This is a genomic window from Bacillus cereus group sp. N31 (assembly GCF_016483245.1).
GTDB classification, from domain to species: Bacteria; Bacillota; Bacilli; order Bacillales; family Bacillaceae_G; genus Bacillus_A; species Bacillus_A toyonensis.
This window is the reverse complement of record NZ_JAEHCH010000029.1, coordinates 46,229-68,843: the sequence shown is the minus strand read 5'-3', so window position 1 is coordinate 68,843 and position 22,615 is coordinate 46,229. Positions and strand designations below refer to the sequence as shown.

Below are 22,615 nucleotides of genomic sequence, written 5' to 3'. Positions count from 1 at the left end.
TCAGGTAGCATAGTAAAAAAATTGAAGCCCGTCAGGGTTTATTTGATATGCCAACTTTTATAAAATCCAGAAAAGATTATAAAAAACTCTATGGAAAGAACACATTTTGTATAAAAATATACCTTAAGTTGATGGATGTGTGGTGCTACCCCTTTCTCAGCGTAATTGATTTTTTAGAATCGAGCCAATTCTTAACCCAAATACACGGCATACAAAATGGGTTTGTATATATAATTACCTCTTTCTTTTATAATATTTCTTCAAAGGTTTCTCTTTGCACCCCCATAAGACACTTGAACTCTCCATCGGATAGTTTGTGACTTTTTTCATAGATATTCATAACAACTTCTTTTTCTTTTTTTACACTAATTTATCATAAAAGCTTTAATTATCGAAGAGGTCTAATAATTCCAATTTCTAGAGCCTTTTGAACAGCTTCCTCTTTGTTACGGACTCCTAGCTTTGTATAAGCTGTGGAAGCATAATTTCTGACCGTACCATTCGATAGATATAACCTTGATGCTATGGTAGTATATCGAAGTCCCTTCGCCACTAGCTGCAATATTTCTATCTCCCTAGCTGTTAGCTCATAAGCGGTTGCTTTTGATTGTGGTGTCTCTTTTTGCTCATCAAACTTCTCAAATATTTTGTGAGACATTCCCTGATCAATCAGTGTCCCACCTTTGTGAATAAGTCGGATCGTATTAGCTAGCTCCAATGTTTCAATAGATTTGAGTAAAAAACCATCCGCACCGTTGCGAAATGATTCCAACGCCTGTTCGGTATCTTGAAAAGTTGTAAAAATCAATACGCGGATATGTGGCCATTGTTGCTTAATCTTTTTGGTTGCTTCGACTCCATCCATGTGCTGCATATCTAAATCCATAAGTATAACATGGGGTTGAAGGCGCCCACACAAATCGATGGCTTGATTGCCATCCTCAGCCAAACCGATTACATTTAAATCTTCATATCTATCGAGTAGTGTCCTCAAACTTTCCCGAACAAATGGCTGATCGTCTACAATTAATAAACGAATAAGTCCATCTTTTATTTCAGTTTGTCGCGGTATGGTACATGTAACAAGCATTCCTTCCTCTGGCTTTGTATATACAGACAATTGACCTTGCAAGTTCATTGCCCGCTCTTTCATCGCATTCATACCGAAGCCTTCCTGCCATTCTACATTTCCTTTTCCATTATCTTGAACTTCTAACCTCGTATATTGTTGTTCAAACTGCAATGAAACTATAATTTCAGTCCCCTGACCATGACGTACTGCATTTGTAAGAGATTCTTGTAAGCAACGAATGAATGCGATCTTCGCTTGCTGAGACAGTTGATATTCCTCTCCGAATGTCCTAAAACTTACATTTACCTGAGCGTGCTCCTGAAATTCGGCTCCAAGATTTTGTAGAGATTGAATCAAGGAAGACGATTGACACGGAGAATCCATTTGATATAGGTAACCTCTCACGTCCTCGATGCTTTTACGTCCCATTTCAAGCAAAGAATCTAGCCTCTGTATACCCATTTCAGTAGCAAGTTCGGTGCGCAACGTTTCCATCCCCATAATAATAGAAGTATAAGCGTGACCAACTGTATCATGAAGCTCACCCGACAGTCTGTTTCTTTCCTCTGCCAGTGTAATGCGTTCAATCTGAGACATATATTGCTCAAGTACTGCGTTTTGTTTACGAATCGCTTCATTTTGCTTATGATTGACGATTAATAAATGGAAAGCGAAGCCCATTACATAAGCAAGTCCATAGTAGGTAACCAAAATCCAATAGCTATTACTTGGTGCAACCGCATAGAAAATTCCAGTTGTTATAAAAACTGTTGTTGGAGCTGTCCAATAATAGGATAACTGCTTACTATTCGCAGCAATTAGAAAAACCGATATAAGAAATGTCTTGTTAGCTTCCGGAAATAAGGAGGTTAAATATATACACAGTCCACCATATAGCAGTATTTCTGTGAACAAGTAATATTTGTAATTGAACAGTAAGGCTACCCATGGAATAGAGAAGGCAACAACCTCCCAAAAAATAATAATCCAAAGTGGCAATGTCAAACCATCCTGAAAATCTAATGTGATTACGACGATAGAGACACTAACAAGTATACGGACTCCTAACATAATCCAATCGTACCAAAACCAATACTTAACCATATCTAACAAGTTATTTACCCCCTAAATAGCCTACCTTTTTACTTCCTATATTATAAATTAATCCTTCATACATTGTTCTTTTAATTTTACACTGCAATTCTCTCACAGAAGGCAAACTTCTATCGATTTAGTTGCCGAATCATGCTACGTGTATAGCCCCCAATTTTATTTGTCAAACCATCTACTATTCTACTACTTATGGCGGTAAATACTATACCCATAAACATTACAAAGAGTGATTTAGCAAAAGTATCTATCTGTATAAATATAATATTCATTTCAACGTAGCGATACAGTACTGGTGCCAAAAGCAACATAAGTGGCATTACATAAAAAATGATTGCACTAATGAGACTGAAAATGCCAATCACTAATTTCTGCATTAACCAAAAGACAGCAGACCAAGTGCGACGATCTGTAAGCACTAATTTTACCTTAGTCCAGTTCGATGTATCTATTGTTATACTTCTATCATAAGAGTCTGTTGAAATATCTGTATAAATTTTCGTCTGTATGCGCTCAAATTGGATAAAAGGTGTAGTAGTCTGTAGTACGCGTATAACTAGTGGAATCCCAATTACCGTAAATGAAAGGGTGAAGCTGAATAGCAGAGCTATTAGATAAAAACAAAAATAAAACAATCCTGTAACGAAAGTTAACAATAAAAAATAACCATTCTGGATGAATCTTGATTTCATAAAGTTCATCGCTCCTATCTATGTAATAACCGAATTGTACTGCTTTTTTTGTCATTCTCACTAGTGTAAAAGTGTCATATGACATTTCTAAATGATGCTAAAAAGGGGAGAGTAACCTACTTCTGGTTAAAAAAGATGCTTATATTAATCTCCATAAAACAATCCCGTTCTTGCAGATGCAAGAACGGGATTGTTTTGTACTTTTATTTAATATGAGATGGACTTGTTTTTCGAATATGAAAAATAATATCAAATTGCTCAAGCAATGATTTATTAAAGTATGCAGATTCGTTCGGTAAGAGTCGTCCCCCTATACTTAGTAATGGTCTTTTTGCTTTAACCCATTTCTCTGCTGGTCCTTTAAGGTGACGGTTATCCAATAAAAACATGTTATATGGTACTTTTCCGAGGGTATAATTGAAACTATTTACATCTTGTGGAATCGGATCCGTTATAATCTTATCTCCTGTGTCGTTGTATAAGGTAAAATTCCCCTCCGTAGTTGTACTGCCAATTGTGACATAATTATTGTCTAAACGTTCCTTCAAAAATTGCCCCGCAACATAAGGGTATAATTTCTCATCGATAATTCCTTTAGCTATATGAATATTGTGTCCCCATACCATCGTTTTACCACCCAATGTCTCTTGTGCCCACATTGCATGATCGGCCAAGTATTGCTCATGTAGCTTTAACATACTTGGATAGTCGTTAGGAATTAGCATTGTGGCATATTTCTCTATTGCACTTGCCGTTGCTTTCGCCCAGATGTACTCGGGTGAAACTATTTCTGTGTTGGTTTGCTTATTTTCATCTTTTAGTAATCGAGCTACTCTTTCAGCGTTTGCTTTGAACTTTTCTTTTATTTCAGGAGCAAGGTTCATATATTCCAGTACACTTCCATTAAAAGCCGACAATTCTTTATAATTTTCTTCTACTTCTGCCAGCAAATCTGGTCGATGCAGCCTTACATAATCAATTACTTTATTAAAGCAACCTTGGTCCAATTCCTTTAAGTCGAGCCCGATAAATTGGATCTTTTTTTTATTGGATGGATCAGCATTATAATCTTTCATCCACTCAATCATGGCTATAATTTCATCAGTAGGATATAACAAGTTTAAAAATTCCCTAGGGTTTCCTTTTCCTGTTTGGATATATTCATTTAGTTTTAAGCCGTTTCCCCAATCTTCTTCCATTGTGAAATTTGTAAAACCCATCTCTGTAACCAAATATTTCACAAGGCGAAACTTCATAGTGAAAATTTCAGAGCTTCCATGAGTATTCTCTCCTAATCCTACATATTGTGCGCTCCCAATCATTTTTTTAAGTGGTTTTAAATCCTCAAATGATTTTGACGGCTCTATCGTTTTTAATGGGTAAGCCTGTGATTGTATTGATTTAACTATATTTTTTTGGATTGATTGACCTGAATTTTCGACTGCTACTTTTTCGACTGCTACTGTTTGAGCTTTTCCTACTTCTCCACATCCTGTGACTAATAAAGCTGTACTAACCATTGTAATTATTCTTTTCTTATTCATTTTTTTCCACCTCAATTGAATTATTTTTAAAAACAAGATTGATTCATGTACTTGCACGAATCAATTGCCCTAATTCAATTGTTATCTATCCCATATCATATTTTCTAGTTACATATTGTCATAAGGTTAATTGACACAGGTCATAGACTAATCATTACACTTTTGTACTATCGGCTATGACAACTTATAAATAATAATTACATTGATGAGTCGCAAGTAAGACTAGATTATAAATTTGGGAGGGATTTTAAAGATGAATTAATCTGTGTGCCAAAATATTTTTATTCTAAGTTGTGTCTGTGGAAATGACAAGAAGTAAATTCGATAAACAAGTGAATTAAAGGGGAAGGGCGGATTACAATGATATTACACGCAAAATCGTTCCACAATAAAGATAAAATTCAACGTGCTAAAATAGGACTGCAACTCTTTCTGAGTATCTTAATCATTACTTCTATTATCCTAAATGTAGTAGTAATAATTACTAAAAGTATGCCGCTTATTGTGGTATATATGTTTACCCCAGCAATTTCTTCTATTTTGACTCGCATAATACTGAAAGAAGGGTTTAAAGATGTATCTTTTAGTCTCGGTAACTTAAAGATATGGAAGGGGATTGGTTTTGCTCTGCTAATCCCTATGATTATTTGTGGAATTACTTATTCTATCGCCTGGTTGAGCGGAATTGCGGGGTTTCAGAATCCCGAAGGTGGTATGTTAGAACCAATCTACAATATACTTGGGCTTCAGTATCTAACGGCCCCATTCAGTTTCATTTATCTAGTAATATTGAGCGGCATTTTCGGAAGTTTGCTTAGCTTAATCCCAGTTTTGGGAGAAGAAATGGGTTGGCGAGGCTATATGCTTACAAGGCTAGTCGATGCAGAGTTTTCACGCCCCATCCTTATTAGTGGATTGATTTGGGCAACGTGGCATGTTCCAATTGTTATTGCTGGTCTATACGTAGAGGGACCATCTGTCTTTCTCTCTGTACTTGGCATCTATTTTTGTATTGTACCATTCAGTTATATTACAGCTTATTTACGACTTATCACAGGTAGTGTTTGGCCGTCGGTTATCATCCACACCACTTGGAATGCCATTATTCAAGGACCTTTCGCACGTGCAAGTACAGGATATCAAACTGAGATTTGGATTGGAGAATCTGGCTTGATAACCGCTATTATCATCTTGATTACTGCAATAATTACGTCTCGAATAGTAAATTTCACTAAATAGCATACAGATGTGTTTCAAATTCAATTGGTGAAATATGATAAGGAGAAGATACGTGTAAAAATAGGCCACATCATTCCTTTTATTTCCAATATGATTTGAAATCGGATTTTTTATTTTTTGGCTTTATTAAAATTATATTGTTGATAATTGCGATATAAAAATGACTTATCGATAGGATAAGTCATTTTTCAATTTCCAGTTCGGTTATTGGGGGTTTTTGCCCATCCCCACCACGAAAAGGGGGAATAAGAAAACGTATTACTCTTCATTCCTATTTTTTTATCGCTTCTACAGCTGTAATTTAATTGTACTTCACCTAAGGAATTGAGTCTCTCACCACTCAATTCCCTTTTTTATTTATAAATCCTCTATATCATATTCAGTATATCCCTCATAATAGTAACTAATATCAATGCCTTTCATGAATACTTCACGACTATTTATTTTATCTACTAGTGCATTTTGGAGTAAATGCTTAATTTCAATATCTTTTATCGGGCTGCGTTCCATTGCCAGTAAATAATCTTCTTTATCAATCCTATTCCAGTCAACCACCTGTTGAATTTCATTCTTAAAGATTAAATCTAACCATATTCTAGTCGCTCTACCGTTTCCTTCTCTAAAAGGGTGGGCAATATTCATTTCAACATACTTTTCAACGATTTCATCAAAGGTTGTTTGTGGCATAGTATTTATATGTTCTAGTGAATGGCTTAGATACATAACAGGAGCAAATCGAAAGTTCCCCTTCGCTATGTTAACCTTTCGAACCTTTCCAGCAAAGAAATAAATATCCTCAAATAGATAATTATGAATGTCAGAAAGCCCCTTAAATGTGCCAACTTCTATGTGGTTTATTTCTCCTGAATCATATAAATCTTTGGCTTTCATTTTTGATAGTCGTTCTTCCTCTCGATTCAACTCCAACTGATTTTTGATACCTAATTTATTTTCTAACACGGTCATTCTCCTCTTTTTCTGCCATTAATTCTTTTAGCATATCCAAATCTTCTTGTGTGGCTAGATTCTTGATGAAACTTCTAGCCATAGTTTTATAATTGAGGTATTTCGCTTGTTGTGGATTACGTTTTTTATAGTTTTTTGTGGCTTCATTTTGCGCCTTGCTGTATGCCATTCTCCACCCTCACTTTCAAGTCTATAAGCATATTGTATATGACTTAGTAATATATTCAAGCGAAAGACTAGGACAAGCTAGAGCTAGAACTCAAGCCCAAGTCTATGTCCATAACAAATATATAATTTTAGATTTTATCATTTCACAATATTTATCTTCTTTGAATAAGATAAATTCGAGGATATGAATACTCCATCAATTCTTCAATTTCTTAACACTATTCTATATTCAAACTATTCTAAAAACAAACTTCAATTTCAATAGATTAGGTTTCATATCCTCAATTGTTACAATGACTTTTATTTGTTTTTCATACAGTATTTCATACAAATATGGGTAACTCAGTATCCTAATTTTAATATCCTGATGATTAAAATTAGGATAGAGTACGTGATTAAATTTCCTACTATTGTCTAAGTCTACATAGAAAATGTTAGTTTTCATAACCATTTTGATTCAATATGATAATGCATATAAGAAAAAACTTGTCCAAGCCTTAACAATCCTCTTCTCAATAGTAACGTTCCTATTTATTCATCCCATGTGTCTTATAATATCCATCTTCTGATTTGCGAAAATTTGGTGACACATCTGTAGTGGAAAATAAAGACTTCCATTTATATATCTTGACAATGAATAAACGAACATACATATTATTTTATTATATAAAAAATATATAATAAAATAACCTAATAAACTATATACAATTCAAACCAACATATCAGCGAAAGTAGATCCAACGTTATTTTTACGCTTCATATGCTTTTCTAAATATATTTTAGTCGTTTGAATATTTTCATGACCAAGTGTTTGCATTAAATGATATAAATCTGCATTACCTTGTTCTACTGCCATAATTGCAAAAGCATGACGGAATGTATGCGCCGTTACTGGATTTTCACGATACTGTAGAAATTCTAAATTTGTCTTTTTTATCATATCTGTTACCTGATTCGATAACGTTTTCGAATTATAAAAATTACCCCTTTGATTTACTAATAAAGGACTTTCATCTCCTCGATCCAATACAGTTTGGAATCCTCTTCTCCGTCTCATTTCACAAATACATCGGAATAAATGTTCCGAAATGAAAAGTTCACGCACTTTATCCCCTTTTCCAGTGACTTTTAACCAGTACTTTCCATCAAAATGTAAATCTTTCACTCTCGCGGTGCACAATTCTTGAATTCTTGCACCAGTACTTGCCAAGGCTAGTAAAATTGTATAGTTTACTAAATGTCCTCTTTCTTTATAAAATCCTAAAATTTTCATAACCTCATCATAGGAAAGATCCCGATTTGGCCGATCCTGTTCATTTACATTTGCGCGTTGCAGTTCTTCATGAAGAGGCTTTTCAACATAAGAAAATACATGAAGATGTTTTAGAAAAGAACGAATGAGCACTGTTTTCTTTGCAAGTGTTGCCACTGCATATATGTCACCATTCCTACCGTTCTCTACCTGCTTCAACCAAGAATTGTATTTACGAATATGCCAAGGTTGTAATGTTTTCAATAAAGAGTCATTTTGCTGTACCTCTTCCCCATCTAATTCAAATTCTTCTGCATGCTGCACCATGCACTGGCAAAATGATAAGATTTCAGAAACATAACTCTTTTTCGTATCTTCTTTTCTATTTTTCTTCTCATCCATATCTTTTTGTAAATGTACGAAATGATAAATGACTTCCAGATCACTTAAATACGTATATTTACTCTTTCCCTCTTTTTCTGCAACTTCCATCTTCTCTTCCAACTTATCTACATAACGACTATCATGCAGGAATGAAACCATATCTCTTATATTATCTACATATGTATCTATATTTTCACTTTGAATATTTATTATAGATAAGTTCTCTTTTTCATTTTTGTTATCCATATTTCCAATTCACCTTTCCTATTGAAGATTATGAATATAGTTCTTTTTATTACCTCTACTTATCATTTTATTTTACTTCTATCCATTATACAAATAATAATTCATTTTCTTTCTGTAAGAATGCATCATTCTTCTCTATTTACCTATGTTTATATTTTTTCGTAATTTATTAGTAAATAGATATAGTTTAATTATTTACCATTTAACATTAAAATTACTTTTATAATAAAACCAACTATAAAATACAATTAAAACATAAAACAAATTATATCTATTTTTAAATTATAAAAACGTATAATAACTTTAATAATTTCTATTTCTCATTTTAAATATCTATCATATTCTGATATGATAGATACATATCTAAAATATTAGCAAACAATAGTTATGGAGGTGTCCTTACATGACACAAGATTTATTGTTCATTACAAAACCTACTGTAACGACAAAAGAGGCAGCCGGCTTATTAGGAGTAACGGTACAAACAATTTTACAAAAAGAAAAAGATGGATTAATAGAATGTGTATATAAAGATAACTGGAAGCAATTCGGTAGTAAGATTTTCTATTTAGAGGATATTGAACATTTAAAAAATATTGAAGAGGTTGAAGGCTATAGCACAAAAGAAGCAGCTGAAATTCTCAATGTAGCACCATCTACAGTTTTTACCTATATCAAATCTGGTAAATTACCTGCTTCAAAGATTGAAAAACGTGGAAAAAAAGTATATATCATTGATAAAGATGAACTTGAAACTTTTCAACTTACTTATGAAAAAACTACATCAAAAGAGCGAAAAACATTCATTACAAAGATTCAAGAAGAAGAGATATATTTATATCAATTATTAACACATCAACATACCGGAAAAATAGCTAGGGTAATAGAGATCAGTGGAGCAGATGGCAAGATTCTTACAGAAGACGAAGAAATATTCCCTCTATCCACTTATAAAGAACATGATTACTCATTTGATTCTTTCCATAAACAAGCAGTAATTACGAAACGAGGGTATTTATCTTTTTCATTTAAAAAACCTCAGCTATTTCATTCCATCACCTATAATCTAATAAATTTATTTTATAAAAAACTAGGTGTCACAAATATGCGATTGAGTATTTCATCTGATACTATCAAATTAGAAATTAAACCCTTCGTATTACAAGTTGATCCATTGCAGTTTCAAGAGGAGATTAAATACTTACATTCTCATATGAAATCCGGCACGATACTTCCACATGTAGAAGGTATTTACTTTAAAAGTAATGTAGAGTCATTAACTTTTCATGCAGATCATGAATTCAAGCAAAAAATAGTGCAAGTGGCAGCGGATGCAGGCATGGGACAGGAAGAATTCCTATTACAAGCTGTAAAATCTTATATAAGAGATTTAGAACAACGATAAATATTTATTAAGGAGAAAAAGCGTAGGAATTGAATCTTTCTACGCTTTTTAAAGTATTCAATTTACATACTCATTTCCATGAAATCACCATATGCACTATCAACTTAATAGGAATGTTAATTATTTAAAATTAAGCCAATCTTTGCAGAAAAACCCTATATACTATATGAGTGTATATAGAAAACATACTTAAAGGAGAACAGAACATGATAAAACATATACTCAGTTTCATACTTGGAACATTTGTTATGATAATTGGTTCCTTTTGGGTTATTCCCTACACCCTCGAAGCAATTGACAGTAATGTAAGCTATATTACTCCTGACAAAAAGTATTTTAGTATGCTATATGAATATGATATTAAGCTGTGGATAATAGCAATCCTTATATTTTGTATTTTTTCTACAATTTCTGTTCTTATACTAAAGTCACCCGATTATAAGAAGAATAAAAGCACTCCTATAAAAAAATATAGTCAAACAAATCGGCGAAAAAAAGCAAAAAGAAGGCGCCGTAAATAATTGTTTTCTTATGTTAGGGTTTTTACTTCTAAAAATATCTTAGCGTATAATAACCGCGTTTTGACGTTGGTACCCCCTGATGGGAGGGACCACTATGCTTAATTAAAAAATCATCAATTACTTTAATTTCGTATTCTTTATTTATAGTATCCATTTTCTTAGTGGAAATTTTCCGAATGTGTAAGTTTGAAAACATCACGCTTTGGAATGTGTTTGTATAGCATGTTTTCTTCTTTGACAAGAATATCATAAGAATGATAGTCGTGATCAATCGAGCCGCCAAAATCTCTAATGTCAATTGTTCCAATGAGCTTCTTATTTCCGAATTTAAATGAAACTTTTTCACCTAATTGAAACTTCATTGGTGGAAAATCTCTATCTTTTTTCCAATACATGAGCTTCACTCCTAACATTTTTATAAGCCAAGGTACCACCAGCACTTTAGAAAAAAACACTAAGCAAAAAATAAAATAAACTATCCATTTGGACTGCTCATTTACATAATTTCCGTTATTGGAAGTCGTTTTAAAATTCTACATGTTTACTTTTTTCTTGTTCTTACGAATAAACCACAACACCACAGTTAAAAATAATAAAAAAATTAGTAAAAAGAGCGGTATTTTTTGAATAAAGAAAAATCCTTTCCAAAAATCTAACCTAGTACTATCAGGAGAATCTGTTGCCATCCCACCTATAAAAAAAGACAACGGAATAGCAAGTATATTTATCCCTAAACCAATCATTACGAATGATAGATTTTTACTCCAGATTTTTGGTAATGCAGACGCGATAAATAAAACCAATGCAGTACCCAGTATAAGAAACAGTGCTCCAAAATAAAATACAAAGTATAAAATAACATCGATTAAAGGTTCCATAATAGCCCTGCCCTCCGAGGGATTCATTCTACAGAATACACATATATTATATAGAAAGTCAGGATACTGAACTTAGTTATCCACATCTTCAACCTCATTTACATCTCTTTAGGAGATTTTCAATCCCCTCTACTACTGATTTCATATTAGTGTAATGAACTTCATTATTTTATTTTTTATATACTCTTTTTATACGAAATTACTTCTGTTTCTTCGCTTTTTCAACGCTACCTCTTTTATCGGCTATTCGTAAAGAATCACCTGTGAAAGACTTTACTGTGAAGGGTAGATTCTTTTCATAATCGTTCTCTTCGTTTTTCTTACCGTTTTCAATAAACTCTTTTAATGATAAGGTAATTTGTTTTTTGTCTCCATCGTATGACCAATTTCCTGTTGCATAGTTTTTCTTTTGTTGTTCTTTGTCTTGACTTTCATACATGGTCATCTTTCCGTCTTTTTTGAAGTCTATACTAAAAGTTACCTTTTCAAATTTATAAAAGTCCCATACTCCGACTAACTCCTTGCCGCTTGAAGAAAGTTCAATTATTCCATCTTTAGGATCAGGCACAGAATCATCATCAATATAGGTTTTATTGACAGAATCCTTCATATCCTTCTTCATCTTATCAAGTGCTTTTTGCCTTGCATCAGGGTATTTCTCGTCTATCTCCTCAAACAGCCCTAACCACATATAAATCCCTTCTTCTATACTTTTCGTACCATTTTCTACGATTTCTTTCATTTTAGATATACTGTACGTACCGTCTTCATACCTTTTAACCGCATCTTCTACTTTCTGTAAGTTTCCTTTTATATCCTTTGTCCCTCTTAGGATGGCATGCTCATAATAGTCTTTAAAATGGGAAGGTGGAGTTAGGCTGGCAAATTTGTTTACATCATTCTTTGTTGTATCTATTTGGTCTAATACACGAGTTATATGAACTTTATCACCTGTAAATAATAAATTGTTTCTCTTCTCTAGTTCCTTCGCTTCATATTGAATGTTTACAAATTGTTCGTATAGACGATACGGATACTCTTTTTCTGAAACTTTTACCATCTTTATATCTGCATTATCTACTTCGTCTGAAGGAAACCCCTCTACATCGTTGTCGTATCCTGACTTGTTTGTTTCTGGTTTACTTTCTCTACTATATGACTCAGCTTTCACTTCAGCCTTCTTTTCAGATTTATTCTTCTCATCTTTTTCAGTTTTAATTGTAGCTAATGCACCTCTTAATTGTCTTTCAATCTCTTCATCACTATAGTGCAAACGCTTCATGTCTTCTACCATTTTATCTGCTTTAAATTCTTTATCTACCAGTTTGTACTCTGACTGTGTAAGTCCATATGTTTCTGTTGTGCAACCCGCTAGCAAGAAACTTACACTTAGCCCTGTTAATGCGATACCTTTGAGTGATCTGTTCATATTCTTTTGCCCCTTATCTTTTCGTACTTCTTCTCTCCATCCATAGATAGTCCATTATGAACGTTTTCACGATATGTATTGTCTGCTATTACTGTTTTGCTTTCCTTACTACCTATTTCAGCCTGATTCATCTCATTTACCGTATCAGTATTAGGCATTAATTCGTAATATCATTACAAAAAAGGACATACCTATGCATATAACCGTTAGCCAGATATATCCTTTTATTATTTTATAGTGAAATTAATAATGGGTCAAAGTAATTTTGATAAAATTATACAAAATAGGCATAATTTATTGATTACTCAGAAATAGATAATCTGGATAAAGAAAAAACACTAGAGAATATCACCGTGTAGAAAACTCTAGTATCTTTGTAGAGCATTTTGATGGATATGCAATACGGAGAGATAAAAAAGGACCTCTTACGGAAAGATAAGAGATCCTAAAGAAGATAAAAATGTTGTATTTGAAACACGCGAGTTTCTCCTTCATATTATAACACGGTATATCAGTATATTCAATATATATGTTATAATATGAAGAGTGTATGCTCAAAAAACACGCGGAATGTTAACTTGGAACCGTGTGTTTTCTTCTGTTATTCTATCTCTTTTCTATGCCATGATTGTAATGATTGATGGTACCCCTGTAAACTGACGAACAATTGAACCAAGTTCATCTAATTTCTCTTCCGTTACCCCATTAATAAACAGAAAAAAATTACTATCGGACTCAGAATCTGTTGGAATGGAACCAATTGTGATTTTATAATCTGTCTTTTCTGTTACCATTTCTTCGTACGCTTCAGGAATGAGATAAATCGTATCTGTAGTATCTTTTCTGAAGCGGATACAACCCGCTTAAAAGAATCATAATAAAGATCCCGCAATAAATTATAACTTTTCTCATAGATTCTCTCCCGTAATATGTAAGAATCGTATAGTATATAATTCAATATATCCCCTTGGATAGAATAATTTTCTAGTTCGGAGACGATTTTTCTATTGCCATATGGAGATTTTTATCTGTGGATAATCACGAGGAATCGGAACGGAGTGAATAGATAAACAGGCGTTTTGGATTAACATATGAAAATAAGATTTTGAGAAGAATAATGATTACCGTAAGCATTGTCATACTCGTCTTCATTGCAACAGGGTGTGATTCAGGCCCAAATGATGCAAAGGATGTTCCGATTAACAGCAAACTAGATTTCCTTATTTCAGAAAGTATCATTGCCTGGAATCAAGACAAATTAAATCATACAGAAAAGCAATTTGAGACGCATGTAATCTATGGAACTGAGATGAAGGATGAAAAAATGTATGTCTACCTTCATTCCCTCATGCAAGGATATAACCGTGAAACGCAGACTGTTTCTCAAGCAGGGCATTTACTTCCAGTCCGTGTGACAGTCATAAAAAATGGGAATAATTACATCATTGAAGATTACCGTGAACCAAGTGATGGTGCTGAAAACGAACCTACTTTACGCAACATGTTCCCGAAGAAGTATGAGGATCAAGCACTTGCTATATCAAATGAAACGATACAATCATTAGAATCTCGTATGCAAGAATCCGTTTCTAAGTGGTTGGAAAAAACAAATAATGAGAGACAAGAAAGATAACAAATGTACTATTTATAATCGAATATTAAACAAAAAAAGGAGAGATATAATCTCTCCTTTTTCTAATTTGCATCTAGCATTATTTGTTATATCCACCAAGTTGCTGTTCTGCCATAGCAACGAGACGTTTTGTGATTTCTCCACCTACAGAGCCGTTCGCTCTTGCAGTTGAATCAGCGCCTAATTGTACGCCGAATTCTTGTGCAATTTCATATTTCATTTGATCCAGTGCGCTTTCTGCACCTGGTATCACTAAAGAGTTGTTACGATTGTTTGCCATCATATATCACCTCCAGTAGGTTTATTATGCTACGAAATAAAGAAAATATTATTGGTAAATAAAACCATTTTTTAATGTGTGCGTTTTCAACCATTTTACTTTTCCATTACAATTTCAGCAGAATAACAGTACAAGTTTTCTTTATTTGCATTAATATGCAGAATGGAATATATGTTTATGAAGAGATTTCTTTTATATTTTAATTTATTGATGAATGTTTTGACCTGGCTGAATGAAGGTTCAGTTTGTTTTCCCCTTAAGTTGATTGGCATGGGGTACAATCGAAATGTACAAAATATCTTTACTGAAACTCTCCCAATTCTAATTTAAAGGGTTCTTACGTTAATTACATATGTGGTAAATCTTAATGTATCTAAATTTATTACAGTGTTTCAATCAAAAAAACAATGATCCTAAAATTGTCAGGATCATTGTTTTTATTAGTATAGTAATTAATTCGATTTTACTATCGTTGAAGATGCTTCATCACTCCACGTTCTAGCCCCGTCACCCATACTATAATTTGTCAAATTATAGACGGCACCCGTGTTCGCAAGTGCAAGTCCACGCCCTTGTGCATTAGCATGCTCATAAATAATTGTGTGGTCTCCATACGAATGCGTACGCACACTCGATACAGCATCGTTACTCCAGCCTGCGAAATTTGTAACTACAACTGGGTTTCTACTAGCATTTACATTGAAGTTTGGTCCACTTGCATTAATATCGTGATAAAAAGTAGAGTAAATTGCTGCTAGCGGTTTAATCGTGCTATTCTTTGAAACAGGGTGCGTTTTAATATGATTCTCGAAATCTGCTTTTGTATCAAATCCAATTGTCGTTTGTTCTCCATTAAACCCTGGCTCCACTACTTTGTAAGGCTTATCTGTCTTTTCTGCAGCTTTTGCCTCGATGTTGGATACACCAAATAACATGACACCAGCTAATAAACTTGTTGAAAGTACACCAAAGATTCGTTTCAAAATCATCCACTCCCCAATTAGTATATGTTTCGAATCCATTGTATAATTACTTTTCATATTTTTATATATTTGTAAAATTTTATCAATATACAGTTTATATAGGAATAATCGGATGGTTCCACATATTTTATATGACAAGAATAATGAACTTATTATACAAGAGAAAGAAACCCCCTTGTATATTCAGCTCTCTTCCCTTTCCAGGAAAAAAACTGATGATACATACCACTCTTTCATCAATTGATTTGTAGAAAAAATCTTTACATGTATAATACATTAACATTAAAAATAAATAGAAAATTGATAATATTTTTACAGAACATTCACAAAGTTTAGCTTAGAAACACTTTTATATAAAAACGGCCAATAAGTAATTTATACAAGACTTAATGTAAGGTATATATTGCGTTTTTAATTGTTATAATTTAATATATAGATTATAAAATTATTGCAGGGTTATTTTTACATCGCACGTCTTACCTAGTTTCAGGCGATACACTGAAAGCTTCTCATAGATTTCGCGGTGTACAAAATACAATATGAAAAGATATATTTCGGGAGGAAAAAATGGAGAAATTAAAAAATTGGTTTTCACTTACTACACATCCAGATGAACGGATTCAAAAGATTGAATTGAACATTTGGGCACAATCGGGTGTATTCATCCTTTTGATTGCCCTTGCTGATGTCATCATACGAGGCTTCTTTTTACATCGTCCCTTTATAGAATGGGCTACAACACTTGGGATTGTTGTCAGTTTTGGTGTGCTTTTTTTTATCAGATGTTTGTTTGCAGGTGTGTATGAGCCAGAGGTCGACAGTAAAGAAAAAATGAATCTAAAATTGAAGGAGAAGTTTACTTTTACTTTCCTTTTATGTTTAGGTGGTGTTGCTTCTATTACGTATCATAATCCATTACCGCAAAGCCTAATGGAATGGTTTGGTGTCATTATCAAGTTCATACTAGTTGTTTCGTTTTTGTTTGCTATTGAATATATAGTGGCTAGAATTAGCTGGAATAGATCTAATAAAAAGGTTATCAAAGGCCGAACGAAACTCTCAGCGGATGATAACCTTCTGAAATAGCGTATCAATGATTTAAATAGATACCCTCACAAATATATTATTGAGCCACTCCAAATACATTGATTTCAGCGGCACTTGTCCATGGATTGTTGTTTACCTCGCTTAATGCACGTAGTTTAATATAACGACCTGTCTTGCTTGCAAAGCTGACCTCTTTCAAGTTAGTATTGTTTGCAAAAGCACCTATGGATACAGCTGTTCCCCAGTTTACTCCATCACTACTGACGTAAAACTCATAGTCCTTAATCGTTCCATTTATTTGGCCGTCTTGCCTTGGCAAGTAGCTGAATTTGGAGAGGTTATAGGTTGCACCTAAATCAATTTGAATCTCGTGCGGCATTGGAGCTACAGGGCTCCAGTTAGTATGCCAAAATGTGTCTTTGTTTCCATCAAATGCATATGAACCTAAATTGTACCAATTATAACTATCTACATATTTTAGTGTCCAGTTTGTTTGCGGAATTAAACTAGCTTCTTTTGTTGTGACTGCTACATTCATAGCTGAATTACTTGTACTTGTAGTTGTAATCGTTACTCCTGATTTTTCTCCCGTGTACGTATTACTATTCGGATTAGTGTCTGGACCAAAGGTAGCAGCATGATTTTGATTCGTGTAATAGAACGGGTCTTGGTATTCACTGACTGATTGCTCTATATCAATGAAGGGATGAGGATCACTGGAATTATTATTCATGGATTCATCAATATGCCAAACCGCAATACCACCAGAATTTGTTGGTAAGCTCGCATCATACCCAACCTTTGCGCGATTCTCAACTAAAAAATACGTATTATCCTTTAAAGGAATCTTTAACACATTATAGTTATTTGGAATCGCATTTAGAGTAAAGTTATTAGTGGTATTTACTACATTTGGTGTTACAAATCCTAATTTTACTTTTGACCAAGCATCCATATGACCGGGTGTAGCTCCATAATCTTCTCCTTGAAGATTATTCCAAGATCCATTACCCATTATACTTAGGCTACCCACACGATTATTATCACCATATAGATCTGGAAGACCAAAGGAATGACCTAACTCGTGCGCAGGGATACCAATCGTTGCCATATGACCATATTGTTTTTCACCCTGCGCCGTATACATGCCTGATACAGTAACACCATCGTGATTTGTATTGGGAGCATACGACTGATGTGCCCAAATATAAGGAAGTGGGGCACCAGGAGCAGCCTGTTCATTACCAGCAAGAAAACTTACAATGTAGAAGCCATCTTTAGAGTCAATGACTTGATCATTATTAGTATCAAGACTAGCAAAATTCACTTGAGAATCAGCTTTAGCCAGTGCATCTGTTATAACCGTACCCATACTTTTTCCCGATGTACTCGGATGAGCGTAATCTAATTTCACTTTAACCACTCCATCATTTTGAGTACCATATGTTTCAGGAGCTGGAGTTATCTGTACTTTTCCGTTACTTACTTCATTATAGTAATTCTTAACTGACTTTTGATTTGTAGAAAAGAATTTGTTACTCCAGTCGTTATCGTTATATGCAATATCAACATCTGTAAACCCAATTAACAAAACAAGTAATTTTTTGTTTCCTAAAACTGGAGTGACAGTTCCATCAATATTTTTTGGTGATTCTTTTTGTAATTTATTCATGTGCTCCTGTTTTTTCTTTGCTTGAGGGTTGTATTTTTTTATCCACTTATTCAAATTGTCTTCATTTACCGCCATTGAAGGCTTCTTATCAATTTTATATTTTGTACCCGTTGATTTCAGTTCATCTGATGTAAGCTCAGCGTAATTCCAATATCCCTTCTGATCTTGTAAAAGTACGTCGCCATCCTTTGTGCTTACCCAATGGAACCATTCATCTCCATGTAACGTGCCCTCAAAAGATTCGCCTGAAGGCTGCTTCATTTTGAAAATTCCATTGTGTGCTGGTGCGGCAAAAGCGTTCGTTTGAACATACAAAACACAAATTAAAGAAAAAACGGACATGAACAGGAATTTAAAAATTCTTTGCATAAACTTTCCCCCTTTTTCAATAGTATGTGGCATATTCTGTTGATAGCCAGACTAGATTCATACATGGAATAAATCGAGAGATACATCTGAATAAGACTAACAGAATACCTTTAATTATAATTACAATAAATTGAAAAAATGTTATTTTTTAATTAAATTAATATTTTCTCAATATTAGTCAATAAAACTGGATTGATGAAAGTTACATGTGGAGTTCCGAAAAAAATTATACTTTTTTAGAATGGATATAATGTCACATGTTGACTAACCCAAATTACATAAAGCAGCCCAGTCTTGTGCACCATTCTTAATTTTTAGTTTTATAAATCCTGGCTCTTTTGCAAGTTGTAGAAGAATATGTAGAGATTCACCGAAGAAGTGAAATTCATCTCGAATCGATAAATACATAGAAAAACGCCATCCTTTCCTATAATTCTGTAGAAAGAATAGCGTATTTTTCATTTAAAAGGTACTATATAAAGAGACTTTACCCTTTCACTTACAATGTACTTCAACGACTACTAGCTACTTCCTAAACGCTGTTCCTCATTTACTAATTGTTTATGCTTTTTTAAATTTGCAAAAGGACCAACAATATCTTCGTATTACTTATTAGCTATTATTGGCTGGATCCTCTCCTGAATTCTCATCATTACTTGGTTGCATCGGCGCTCCATGGCCATCCTCATTGTTTGGTAGCTTTGTATTTCCTTCGCCACTACCATTGTTTGGTGGCTTTGTACTTCCTTCGCCACTACCATTGTTTGGTGGCTTTGTATTTCCTTCGCCACTACCACTGTTTGTTGGCTTTGTATTTCCTTCGCCACTACCATTGTTTGGTGGCTTTGTATTTCCTTCGCCACTACCACTGTTTGGCGGCTTTGTATTTCCTTCGCCACTACCACTGTTTGGCTCACTTTGCTTTTGCTCTTCAGGTTTCTTTAATTCTTCTTGTTTCTTTTTCTTTTCTTTTTGCTTATTTTCATTCGGCTGTTCAGTCGTATTTGCTATTTTTGCATTTGGAGCAGAATCACGCTTCTCACCTTTAATACGTAATTCGCTACCTTCTTGAACTACACTGTTCGGCATTTTAAATTGCGACTTATCTGTAGCAAAATTAGTCATCATTTCTTTAAAAATCAACTGAGCAATCTTCGTATTTTTACTACTAATATAATTTTCTTTACTATCTTTTATATATCCAGTCCATACTGCCATCGTATATTGTGGTGTATAACCAGCAAACCAACTATCACGGGTTGCACTTTCTGGTAAATTATATTTTGCTATTTGTTCTAAAGAATAGTTTGTTGTACCTGTTTTACCTGCTATATCTAAAGAACCTATATTAGCTGTTGTACCCAATCCAGATGAAACAAAAGTACGAAGCATATCAGTAATCATATATGCTGTAGAATCCTTCATAACTCGTTTTGGCTTTTGCTCAAAGTTTTTTGATTTACCATCTGGATAAACGACTTTCTTAACAAAATGCGGTTTCGTATACTTACCATCATTACCAAATGCCGCATAAGCACCTGCAATTTCAGTTGGTGACGCTTCATTTGTACCAATCGCTGTTGATTCAGTCGGTGCTACATTAAATGTAATACCTAGCTTTTCAGAGAAAGCTTTTGATTTATTAATTCCTACTTCTTTTGCAGTTTTTATTGCCGGGATATTTCGGGACGTTTTCAATGCATCACGCATTGTAATTGCTCCTAAATGCTTTCTATCTGCATTTCTAACTTCTTGTCCTGTTGAATACTTAAATGGAGAGTCATCAATTTGATGGTAAGTAGCCCATTTTAAATATTCAATTGCAGGAGCGTAATCAAAAATTGGTTTCATCGTTGAACCTGCTGAGCGATTTAATTCAATTGCTATATTATGCCCTTTAAATACAGCTTTATTTTCACCACGTCCGCTACCAATTGCACGAACTTCTCCAGTTTTCGTATCCATAAATGTAAAAGCCCCTTGGAATTTCTCATTTGGATAATTAATAATATTTTCATTTAAAAGCTTGTCCGCAAAATCTTGTGCCTTTGGATCTAATGTTGTATAAATTTCTAAACCGTCAGATCCAATATTAGCATCTGGCAACTCTTTTTCAACTTCTTTCACAACCGCATCCATAAACGCGGGATATGGCATTTCTTTTTGTTCAGTTGCTTTCTTCAGTCCATCTGTTACTGGAACTTTTGATGCTTCTTCCATTTCTTTTTTTGTAATATAACCATGCCGATTCATTAATTTAAGTACAACATTTCTTCTTTCTGTTGCTTTTTTGATATTTTGTTCTTTCGTTGGATCATAGTTATTAGGAGCTTTCATTAAACCAGCAAGCATTGCAACTTCTGGTAGTGTTAAATCTTTTAATTCCTTACCATAGTAATTTTGTACTGCTGTTGCAATTCCGTATGAACGGTTACCTAAGTAAATTTTATTTAAATACATTTCTAAAATTTCATGTTTTGAATACTGTTGTTCTAGCTTATATGCTAAATATATTTCTTGCGCCTTTCTCTTTGACGTTTTTTCCATCGATAAGAAGTAATTTTTAATAATTTGCTGTGTAATCGTACTTCCACCTTGAGAGCCGTAATCCCCTTTTAGGCTGACTAAAACTGCACGTGTAGTACCTTTAAAGTCTACACCTCTATGCTCATAAAAACGTGCATCTTCTGCTGCTAAAAACGCATTTTCTACTAATTTAGGAATTTGACCATACATAATATTTGTTCGTTTTTCTTTCCCATATTCATATATCAATTTCCCATCTTTATTATAAATTTTTGAGGATAACGGATTAACAAGTTTTGTTTTCTCAAGTTTTGGCGCATCCTTGATCATAACGAAAAAAGTAGCAACCCCTGTGACTAACCCTACAATACCAAGTAATAAACAACTAATTAAAAACTTACGAAAAAATGATGTTTTACCTTTTGGTTTTTGTTTTTTAGCTGCTGGTTGTTTTTTCTTTTTAACTTGTCGTCGCTCCTCTCGAGAACGATAATTTTCTGACATGCTACTTTCTCCTGCCTTTCAATTCTCCTGTTGATTTACTTAAAATTATTGAGGTTACCTTCAGAAATATACTTATATTTAAAAAGTGTGCTAATCAGAAACAGTACATATTTTTATAATCTATAGATTATAAAACTTAGATTAACTCTTGAACTAACTATTCCATCTCTATTCTGTATAATAATGCTTTCCCTTAAAGCAAGAAAATTGTAAGCTGTTCCTCATCTCTTTGCGCTTTATCCAATATTTGTAATAGTGAGTTCTTACATTACTCGTCTAATATAATGGTTCTTGTTAGCATAATCGTAATGAAAAGAATGTAAAAAACGATTCTTTTGATGTAAAAAAGAATCGACTTCTAATTTTTCGAATAAAATGTTCCCCGCTGTGTTATCACTATAATGAATATCCGTCTCAGCAATTTCCCCTAAGAGTCATACCGGTATCCACTTGGTTCTCTGTAATTGGTGAATACTTGACTAAATCATATTTTGTATAAGTGAAAATATCACCTAATTTGTCAATTGGATATTGTAGTAAAAATGCCCCTGCAATCAGAGCCTTAAAGGTAGATGCGTAAACAAACCGTTCGTAAGGTAATCGATAGGTAACCGCCCATTTTGTATCAGCGTCGATTGGATAGTAACCCAGTCAAGCGTCAAACTTTTCTCAAGTTGCGTGAGTGCTCAATGAGG

Annotated in this window: 20 protein-coding genes; 5 read left to right on the top strand and 15 right to left on the bottom strand. The window is 33.7% G+C overall.

Features of this window, described 5'->3' with window-relative positions; all coding sequences use genetic code 11:
• Positions 1–388: 388 nt before the first annotated feature.
• The 3 genes from JDS81_RS25605 to JDS81_RS25595 all read right to left on the bottom strand — a co-directional run bounded on the left by JDS81_RS25605 (position 389) and on the right by JDS81_RS25595 (position 4,418).
• Positions 389–2,185 (bottom strand): helix-turn-helix transcriptional regulator, encoded by a 1,797-nt coding sequence (locus tag JDS81_RS25605; RefSeq protein ID WP_097954239.1) that lies wholly within the window; start codon positions 2,183–2,185, stop codon positions 389–391.
• 110 nt (positions 2,186–2,295) lie between these two features.
• Positions 2,296–2,874 (bottom strand): sensor domain-containing protein, encoded by a 579-nt coding sequence (locus tag JDS81_RS25600; protein WP_097954240.1) that lies wholly within the window; start codon positions 2,872–2,874, stop codon positions 2,296–2,298.
• A 203-nt stretch (positions 2,875–3,077) separates the two neighbouring features.
• On the bottom strand, positions 3,078–4,418 hold the full coding sequence (locus JDS81_RS25595; RefSeq protein WP_097954241.1) for an erythromycin esterase family protein: 1,341 nt from the start codon (positions 4,416–4,418) through the stop codon (positions 3,078–3,080).
• Positions 4,419–4,778: 360 nt separating this feature from the next.
• Between JDS81_RS25595 and JDS81_RS25590 the strand changes: the two genes are divergently transcribed.
• Positions 4,779–5,657: a CPBP family intramembrane glutamic endopeptidase gene (locus JDS81_RS25590; protein ID WP_097954242.1), complete on the top strand. Its 879-nt coding sequence runs from the start codon at positions 4,779–4,781 to the stop codon at positions 5,655–5,657.
• Positions 5,658–6,014: 357 nt separating this feature from the next.
• On the opposite strand, the gene fic is transcribed toward JDS81_RS25590, so the two are convergent.
• From fic to JDS81_RS25575, 3 genes are all read right to left on the bottom strand, one after another.
• Complete coding sequence (gene fic, locus JDS81_RS25585) at positions 6,015–6,623, bottom strand: protein adenylyltransferase Fic (protein ID WP_097859917.1); 609 nt, start codon at positions 6,621–6,623, stop codon at positions 6,015–6,017.
• On the bottom strand, positions 6,604–6,792 hold the full coding sequence (locus JDS81_RS25580; RefSeq protein ID WP_000331760.1) for a hypothetical protein: 189 nt from the start codon (positions 6,790–6,792) through the stop codon (positions 6,604–6,606). The genes fic and JDS81_RS25580 overlap by 20 nt, the downstream gene beginning before the upstream one ends.
• A 708-nt stretch (positions 6,793–7,500) precedes the next feature.
• The gene (locus JDS81_RS25575) at positions 7,501–8,673 is read right to left on the bottom strand and encodes a tyrosine-type recombinase/integrase (RefSeq protein WP_097954243.1); all 1,173 of its coding nucleotides are present in this window, start codon (positions 8,671–8,673) and stop codon (positions 7,501–7,503) included.
• Between the two features lie 403 nt (positions 8,674–9,076).
• Here JDS81_RS25575 and JDS81_RS25570 point away from each other — a divergent pair, with 403 nt between their 5' ends.
• On the top strand, positions 9,077–10,078 hold the full coding sequence (locus tag JDS81_RS25570; protein WP_097954244.1) for a helix-turn-helix domain-containing protein: 1,002 nt from the start codon (positions 9,077–9,079) through the stop codon (positions 10,076–10,078).
• Between the two features lie 206 nt (positions 10,079–10,284).
• Positions 10,285–10,599 (top strand): hypothetical protein, encoded by a 315-nt coding sequence (locus tag JDS81_RS30590; RefSeq protein ID WP_097954245.1) that lies wholly within the window; start codon positions 10,285–10,287, stop codon positions 10,597–10,599.
• Positions 10,600–10,757: 158 nt separating this feature from the next.
• Here the strand turns inward: JDS81_RS30590 and JDS81_RS25565 are convergent, their stop codons facing one another.
• The 4 genes from JDS81_RS25565 to JDS81_RS25550 form a co-directional block, all read right to left on the bottom strand.
• Positions 10,758–10,994 (bottom strand): hypothetical protein, encoded by a 237-nt coding sequence (locus JDS81_RS25565; RefSeq protein WP_097882812.1) that lies wholly within the window; start codon positions 10,992–10,994, stop codon positions 10,758–10,760.
• A 138-nt stretch (positions 10,995–11,132) separates the two neighbouring features.
• Entirely contained in the window at positions 11,133–11,465 is a 333-nt protein-coding gene (locus JDS81_RS25560; protein WP_097859912.1) for a hypothetical protein, read from the bottom strand.
• Between the two features lie 211 nt (positions 11,466–11,676).
• Positions 11,677–12,906 (bottom strand): DUF3994 domain-containing protein, encoded by a 1,230-nt coding sequence (locus JDS81_RS25555; protein WP_097954246.1) that lies wholly within the window; start codon positions 12,904–12,906, stop codon positions 11,677–11,679.
• A gap of 617 nt (positions 12,907–13,523) precedes the next feature.
• On the bottom strand, positions 13,524–13,700 hold the full coding sequence (locus JDS81_RS25550; RefSeq protein WP_242481398.1) for a hypothetical protein: 177 nt from the start codon (positions 13,698–13,700) through the stop codon (positions 13,524–13,526).
• Between the two features lie 272 nt (positions 13,701–13,972).
• Between JDS81_RS25550 and JDS81_RS25545 the strand changes: the two genes are divergently transcribed.
• On the top strand, positions 13,973–14,539 hold the full coding sequence (locus JDS81_RS25545) for a peptidase M56 (RefSeq protein WP_097954247.1): 567 nt from the start codon (positions 13,973–13,975) through the stop codon (positions 14,537–14,539).
• A gap of 79 nt (positions 14,540–14,618) precedes the next feature.
• On the opposite strand, the gene JDS81_RS25540 is transcribed toward JDS81_RS25545, so the two are convergent.
• Together JDS81_RS25540 and JDS81_RS25535 are read right to left on the bottom strand one after the other, a co-directional pair.
• A complete protein-coding gene (locus JDS81_RS25540) occupies positions 14,619–14,819 on the bottom strand; it encodes an alpha/beta-type small acid-soluble spore protein (RefSeq protein ID WP_033666981.1) in 201 nt (66 codons plus the stop codon).
• A gap of 452 nt (positions 14,820–15,271) precedes the next feature.
• The gene (locus tag JDS81_RS25535) at positions 15,272–15,802 is read right to left on the bottom strand and encodes a hypothetical protein (protein ID WP_242481396.1); all 531 of its coding nucleotides are present in this window, start codon (positions 15,800–15,802) and stop codon (positions 15,272–15,274) included.
• 567 nt (positions 15,803–16,369) lie between these two features.
• Between JDS81_RS25535 and JDS81_RS25530 the strand changes: the two genes are divergently transcribed.
• The gene (locus JDS81_RS25530) at positions 16,370–16,888 is read left to right on the top strand and encodes a DUF6773 family protein (protein ID WP_097954248.1); all 519 of its coding nucleotides are present in this window, start codon (positions 16,370–16,372) and stop codon (positions 16,886–16,888) included.
• Positions 16,889–16,925: 37 nt separating this feature from the next.
• Here JDS81_RS25530 and JDS81_RS25525 read toward each other — a convergent pair whose 3' ends face one another.
• The 3 genes from JDS81_RS25525 to JDS81_RS25515 all read right to left on the bottom strand — a co-directional run bounded on the left by JDS81_RS25525 (position 16,926) and on the right by JDS81_RS25515 (position 21,920).
• Positions 16,926–18,890 (bottom strand): M6 family metalloprotease domain-containing protein, encoded by a 1,965-nt coding sequence (locus JDS81_RS25525; protein WP_097954249.1) that lies wholly within the window; start codon positions 18,888–18,890, stop codon positions 16,926–16,928.
• A gap of 264 nt (positions 18,891–19,154) precedes the next feature.
• The gene (locus JDS81_RS25520; RefSeq protein ID WP_179864514.1) at positions 19,155–19,298 is read right to left on the bottom strand and encodes a hypothetical protein; all 144 of its coding nucleotides are present in this window, start codon (positions 19,296–19,298) and stop codon (positions 19,155–19,157) included.
• Positions 19,299–19,502: 204 nt separating this feature from the next.
• Positions 19,503–21,920: a transglycosylase domain-containing protein gene (locus tag JDS81_RS25515; RefSeq protein WP_097954250.1), complete on the bottom strand. Its 2,418-nt coding sequence runs from the start codon at positions 21,918–21,920 to the stop codon at positions 19,503–19,505.
• Positions 21,921–22,615: the final 695 nt, after the last annotated feature.

What these genes read in the sequence shown, in the direction of transcription:
- JDS81_RS25600 (WP_097954240.1), bottom strand. Translation starts at nt 2,874, where the DNA reads ATGAAATCAAGATTCATCCAGAATGGTTATTTTTTATTGTTAACTTTC.
- JDS81_RS25595 (WP_097954241.1), bottom strand. Translation starts at nt 4,418, where the DNA reads ATGAATAAGAAAAGAATAATTACAATGGTTAGTACAGCTTTATTAGTC.
- JDS81_RS25590 (WP_097954242.1), top strand. Translation starts at nt 4,779, where the DNA reads ATGATATTACACGCAAAATCGTTCCACAATAAAGATAAAATTCAACGT.
- fic (WP_097859917.1), bottom strand. Translation starts at nt 6,623, where the DNA reads ATGACCGTGTTAGAAAATAAATTAGGTATCAAAAATCAGTTGGAGTTG.
- JDS81_RS25580 (WP_000331760.1), bottom strand. Translation starts at nt 6,792, where the DNA reads ATGGCATACAGCAAGGCGCAAAATGAAGCCACAAAAAACTATAAAAAA.
- JDS81_RS25575 (WP_097954243.1), bottom strand. Translation starts at nt 8,673, where the DNA reads ATGGATAACAAAAATGAAAAAGAGAACTTATCTATAATAAATATTCAA.
- JDS81_RS25570 (WP_097954244.1), top strand. Translation starts at nt 9,077, where the DNA reads ATGACACAAGATTTATTGTTCATTACAAAACCTACTGTAACGACAAAA.
- JDS81_RS30590 (WP_097954245.1), top strand. Translation starts at nt 10,285, where the DNA reads ATGATAAAACATATACTCAGTTTCATACTTGGAACATTTGTTATGATA.
- JDS81_RS25565 (WP_097882812.1), bottom strand. Translation starts at nt 10,994, where the DNA reads ATGTATTGGAAAAAAGATAGAGATTTTCCACCAATGAAGTTTCAATTA.
- JDS81_RS25555 (WP_097954246.1), bottom strand. Translation starts at nt 12,906, where the DNA reads ATGAACAGATCACTCAAAGGTATCGCATTAACAGGGCTAAGTGTAAGT.
- JDS81_RS25550 (WP_242481398.1), bottom strand. Translation starts at nt 13,700, where the DNA reads ATGGTAACAGAAAAGACAGATTATAAAATCACAATTGGTTCCATTCCA.
- JDS81_RS25540 (WP_033666981.1), bottom strand. Translation starts at nt 14,819, where the DNA reads ATGGCAAACAATCGTAACAACTCTTTAGTGATACCAGGTGCAGAAAGC.
- JDS81_RS25530 (WP_097954248.1), top strand. Translation starts at nt 16,370, where the DNA reads ATGGAGAAATTAAAAAATTGGTTTTCACTTACTACACATCCAGATGAA.
- JDS81_RS25525 (WP_097954249.1), bottom strand. Translation starts at nt 18,890, where the DNA reads ATGCAAAGAATTTTTAAATTCCTGTTCATGTCCGTTTTTTCTTTAATT.
- JDS81_RS25520 (WP_179864514.1), bottom strand. Translation starts at nt 19,298, where the DNA reads ATGTATTTATCGATTCGAGATGAATTTCACTTCTTCGGTGAATCTCTA.
- JDS81_RS25515 (WP_097954250.1), bottom strand. Translation starts at nt 21,920, where the DNA reads ATGTCAGAAAATTATCGTTCTCGAGAGGAGCGACGACAAGTTAAAAAG.